Source organism: Cobetia sp., assembly GCF_983723665.1.
The window spans coordinates 1-3,963 of record NZ_CFDJES010000016.1 but is presented as its reverse complement, the minus strand read 5'-3'; the positions used below and the strand labels follow the sequence as shown (position 1 = coordinate 3,963).

The window sequence follows — 3,963 nt, the reverse complement described above, 5'->3', positions numbered from 1 at the left end:
GCGATGGCAGCGCCGTTGCCGGCCTCGCTCGGAGATGGTGAGGCGGTCACCCAGGCGGCCAGCTGATGGCCTGCTGGGTAGCGGTGGACCTCTCGCGCCAAAGCCTTGAGATACGCAATGACGCGCCGAGTGGCAGTCGTGATGCGCCGCCCCCCGCGGCTGACCCTGAGGCGCTGGTGCACGCCTGCGCGATCTCCAGCGGCCTCAACGGTATTGGCGAGCTCGACGGCAGCGGTTGCACGCCAACCGGCTGGCATGTGATTCGAGCCGCCATCGGGGCGGGCAATCCGCGTGGCGCCGTCTATCGCGGACGGCGCTTCACGGGCGAGGTGTTCACGCCCGAGCTTGCCGCGGAGCATCCTGAGCGTGACTGGATCCTGACGCGCATTCTGTGGCTCAGCGGCCGCGAGCCCGGCGTCAATCGTGGTCGCAATGCCCGCAGCGAGCGGGTCGATAGTCTGCGCCGCTACATCTATTTTCATGGCACGCCCAGCACGGAGCCCATGGGGGTAGCGGCGTCCCACGGCTGCATTCGCTTGCGTGATGACGACCTGCTGCGACTCTTTGCCGAGGCTGTGCCCGGCACCCCGGTACTGCTGCATGCCTGAAGGCGCTGGTGCCCGAGTCTGATACCCTCCATGAGCTGTCACCGGAATCTGCGTGACAGCCCCTTGCCGGGGCGCAGCTGGCCGCGACTGTTCGATAGGGGTTCAGTCGGCTAGAATTGCGCCTTTCCTCGCGCTGGCAGCCTGATTCATCACGTTTCTTCCAGGCTGCCGAGCCCCGTAAAAGACATGAAGTCCTGGCGGTCGTGGCTCCTCTCTTCACGGGACATCACTGCCGCAGGCCATGGACAGGAAGGATGACATGACACAGCCACTGGGCTCCGTAATGGTCGATGTTGCGGGGCTGACCCTCGCCCGCGACGAACGTGAACTGCTGGCACGCCCTGCCGTCGGGGGCGTCATCCTGTTTGCGCGCAACTGCGCTTCTCCCGAGCAGGTGTTGGAACTGAGCCGCGAGATTCGCAGCGTCAATCCCCACCTGCTGATCGCCATCGATCAGGAAGGCGGGCGCGTCCAGCGTCTGCGCGAGGGCGTGACACGCCTGCCATCGATGCGCAGCCTGGCGCAGTGCTGTCTCGGGCGTGACTGTGATGGCTGCGGCGAAGACGCCCAGGCCGCAGGCCTGGGTCTGGCACGCGATGCCGGCTGGCTGCTGGGCATGGAAATGGCAGCCATCGGCTGTGATATCACCTTTGCGCCGGTACTGGATATCGATGTGGCGGGCTCGACCATCATTGGCGATCGCAGCTTCGGCGCCACGCCGGAAGACGTCATCGCGGTGGGCGGCGCCTTCATCGACGGGCTGCAGGAGGCGGGCATGTCCGCCGTCGGCAAGCACTACCCGGGGCATGGTGGCATCTCGGCAGATACCCATCTGGAGCGCGTGGTCGACCCGCGGCCGTTCCGCGAGCTGCGCGAGCATGACCTCAAGCCCTTCGCGGCTCTCGCCGAGCGTCTGGGCGGCGTGATGCCGGCGCATGTGATCTATCCGGATTTCGATGCACGTCCCGCGGGCTTCTCGCCCAGCTGGTTGGGCCTGCTGCGCGAAGAGTTCGGCTTCAAGGGCGCCATCTTCTCCGATGATCTCGGCATGGCGGCGGCCGTCGCGGAAGGTGGCCCGGCAGAGCGTGCACGCCTGGCGCTGGACGCCGGCTGCGACATGGCGCTGGTCTGCAATGACCCGGCCGCCGCGCGCGAAGTGCTCGACAGCCTCGATGACGATGAGCAGCGCCACCGTGGCAAGCGCCAGGCGCGTCTGCGCTATGCGCGAGCTCGCCCGACGCTGGATGGTCTGGTGGGGCTGGCACGCTGGCGGCGCACCCACGCGCGGCTCGAATCGATGGCGGCCAGTCAGGCATCACAGCAGGCTGCCATGCCCTCGGGCACGCTAGGCGCCGCTGACGCGTCTGACGCACGGTCGGCCTCTGAGTCCGGTAGCGCGCAATAATCAGGCACGCGGTGCCTTTTTCGAGTCGAAGACTGGCAAGGAATTCCCATGGCTGAGCAATCCGCCACCGAGGCTGCTGCCGACAAGCTGGCAGCGCCTGCCGAAGAGATGATCAATCAATGGGTCGAGCCGCTGCGCCAATGGGTCGAGCAGACCTTTGGTCTGCCGCTGTGGGGCATCAATCTCGCTCTGCTGCTGCTGGCGGTGCTGTTGCTGCACCTCATCGAGCGAGTGGTGCTCACCCGCCTGGCGGCGCATGCCGAGAAGAGCCGCAACCTGTGGGATGACGCCCTGGTGCATGGCCTGCGTCATCCCTTGTCATTCTGGCTCTACAGCATGGGGGTGTTGCTGGCGCTCGGCATCATCGCCGGCCAGTTCAGCCTCGGCGGGGCCGAGAAGTACCTGGGCACGGCGCGCCAGATCGTGACCCTGCTGGCGCTGGCCTGGGCGTTGATCCGCATGGTCAAGCGCTTCGAGGCGCTGCGCACCATGCCGCCGCCCGGCACCAACGTCAACGCGATGGATGCCACCACGGCCTCGGCGATCAGCAAGCTGCTGCGGGCGGTCGTGGTCGTGCTGGTGGGGCTGGCCATCCTGCAGAATCTCGGCGTCTCGCTGTCCGGGGTGCTGGCCTTCGGGGGTGTCGGCGGTATCGCGGTCGGCTTTGCGGCGCGGGATCTGCTGGCCAACTTCTTCGGCGCCCTGATGATCCATCTCGACCGGCCCTTCAAGGTCGGCGACTGGATCCGCTCACCGGACCGCGAGATCGAGGGCACCGTCGAGGATATCGGTTGGCGCCTGACGCGCATCCGCACCTTCGACATGCGGCCCCTCTACGTGCCGAACGCCATCTTCACCAGCATCTCGGTGGAGAATCCGTCGCGCATGTACAATCGCCGCATCTTCGAGACCGTGGGGCTGCGCTATGAGGATGCCGCCCAGGTCGGCCCCATCGTTGCCGCGGTACGCGAGATGCTGGAAGGCCATGACGAGATCGACCAGACGCGCACCCAGATCGTGAACTTCACCACCTATGGTGAGCATTCGCTGAACTTCTTCGTCTATGTCTTCACGCGCACCACCGACTGGGTGAAGTACCACGCGATCAAGCAGGATGTCCTGCTCAAGGTGCACGACATCATCCGTGAGCATGATGCCCAGGTGGCGCTGCCGGGCCAGCGTCTGCATTTTGCCGATGTACTGTCCTTCGAAGGACGCCACCATGAACACGACGCCGAGGCTGAGAATGCCGCGGCGTCATCAGACACGCAGACGCGCGGGTCCCGCCGCCGTTCTGATTCAACCGCCGCTGCTACATCCTCCTCTGCGCCCGTCCGGCGTGGAGATGAGGCCAGTGACACCCAGGAAACTCCCGATGCTGACTCCGACGCCTGAGACCCTCACCGCCCTGCATGACGAAATGCGTGAGGTGATGGACAATGCCGATTGCCTGATCCCGCAAGCTGACCTTGAAGTGGCACTCGACCGCATGGCCGTTGAGCTGACGGAACGCCTCGGCGATCGCATGCCGATCTTCTATTGCGTGATGAACGGCGGCCTGATCACCGCCGGCCAGCTGCTGACCCGCCTCGACTTTCCGCTGGAAGTCGATTATCTGCACGCCACTCGCTACCGTGGCGCGATGCGCGGCGGCGAGCTGTTCTGGCGCGTCAACCCGGAGCTGCCGATGGCCGGTCGCGACGTGGTGATCGTCGATGACATCCTCGATGAGGGTGGCACCCTGGCCGCGATCCTCGAGTACTGCCGTGAAGCCGGTGCGCGCAGCGTGTCCAGCTGTGTGCTGGTCGACAAGAAGCATGACCGCAAGGCCTACCCGGGCTTCAAGGCCGATTTCTGTGGTCTCGACGTCGAAGACCGCTTCCTGTTCGGCTTCGGCATGGACTACAAGGGCTACTGGCGTAACGCGCCGGGCATCTACGCGCCCAAGGG

At 65.7% G+C, this 3,963-nt stretch carries 4 protein-coding genes; all 4 read left to right on the top strand.

From position 1 onward, the window contains the following. Positions 1 to 65: 65 nt before the first annotated feature. Positions 66 to 608, top strand: coding sequence for a L,D-transpeptidase (locus AC4FAH_RS03205; protein ID WP_153635243.1), 543 nt, complete (start codon positions 66 to 68; stop codon positions 606 to 608). 259 nt (positions 609 to 867) lie between these two features. After that, positions 868 to 2,013: a beta-N-acetylhexosaminidase gene (nagZ, locus tag AC4FAH_RS03200; protein ID WP_248379324.1), complete on the top strand. Its 1,146-nt coding sequence runs from the start codon at positions 868 to 870 to the stop codon at positions 2,011 to 2,013. 48 nt (positions 2,014 to 2,061) lie between these two features. Next, a complete protein-coding gene (locus AC4FAH_RS03195; protein WP_240916697.1) occupies positions 2,062 to 3,408 on the top strand; it encodes a mechanosensitive ion channel family protein in 1,347 nt (448 codons plus the stop codon). Continuing rightward, a partial coding sequence (locus AC4FAH_RS03190; protein WP_483237346.1) for a hypoxanthine-guanine phosphoribosyltransferase occupies positions 3,389 to 3,963 on the top strand: 575 nt, incomplete at its 3' end. The genes AC4FAH_RS03195 and AC4FAH_RS03190, both read left to right, overlap by 20 nt.

Excerpts from the sequence above, each read along its gene's own strand:
- nagZ (WP_248379324.1), top strand. The coding sequence starts at position 868 with ATGACACAGCCACTGGGCTCCGTAATGGTCGATGTTGCGGGGCTGACC.
- AC4FAH_RS03205 (WP_153635243.1), top strand. The coding sequence starts at position 66 with ATGGCCTGCTGGGTAGCGGTGGACCTCTCGCGCCAAAGCCTTGAGATA.
- AC4FAH_RS03195 (WP_240916697.1), top strand. The coding sequence starts at position 2,062 with ATGGCTGAGCAATCCGCCACCGAGGCTGCTGCCGACAAGCTGGCAGCG.